Source organism: Neisseria sp. P0019.S002, assembly GCF_051957155.1.
Classification (GTDB): Bacteria; Pseudomonadota; Gammaproteobacteria; order Burkholderiales; family Neisseriaceae; genus Neisseria; species Neisseria perflava.
Genome location: NZ_JBQCWS010000050.1, coordinates 1 through 549, shown reverse-complemented (window position 1 = coordinate 549; position 549 = coordinate 1). Strand labels below are relative to the sequence as shown.

General features: G+C 52.5%; 1 protein-coding gene. It reads right to left on the bottom strand.

The genetic code is table 11. The features are described 5' to 3' along the window. The coding region (locus tag ACTHTY_RS11490) for a hypothetical protein (RefSeq protein WP_440367743.1) at nt 1–522 on the bottom strand (522 nt) is incomplete at its 3' end. Nucleotides 523–549 lie beyond the last annotated feature (27 nt).

Genomic DNA, 549 nt, shown 5'->3' with positions numbered 1-549 from the left:
GGACAACACCTCCAACCAAAAACAAGCCACTAAAGCCCACAAAAAAACAACACAAACCCACACCAAACAACAACCGAACAAAAACAACACCACCAGCCACCCCACCACAAACAAACACACCCCCCCCCACACAACCCACCACACAAACAACACACCACAACACCCCAAAAACAACAAAACAACCAAACCAACAAAAATAACTAACACCGCCACAGCAACAACCGAACAACAAAAGACACCAAACCAAACCACCAACACCAACAAAAACAAAACCAACCCCACCACCAACCCCACCCCCACCAACACCAACCCCAAACACACCAACACCACCCCCACCAACACCACCAACAACCACGCCACACAACACCACAAACACAACACCCAAACCACACCCAACAACCCAACCCCCACCAACAAAAAATCACCACACCCAAAAAAAACCCCACAAAACACCAAAAACAAACCCAACACCCCCCCCCACCACCCACACCCCCCCCCCCCCCCACCCCCCCCCCAAACCACACCACAACCCCCCCCCACCCCCACAAC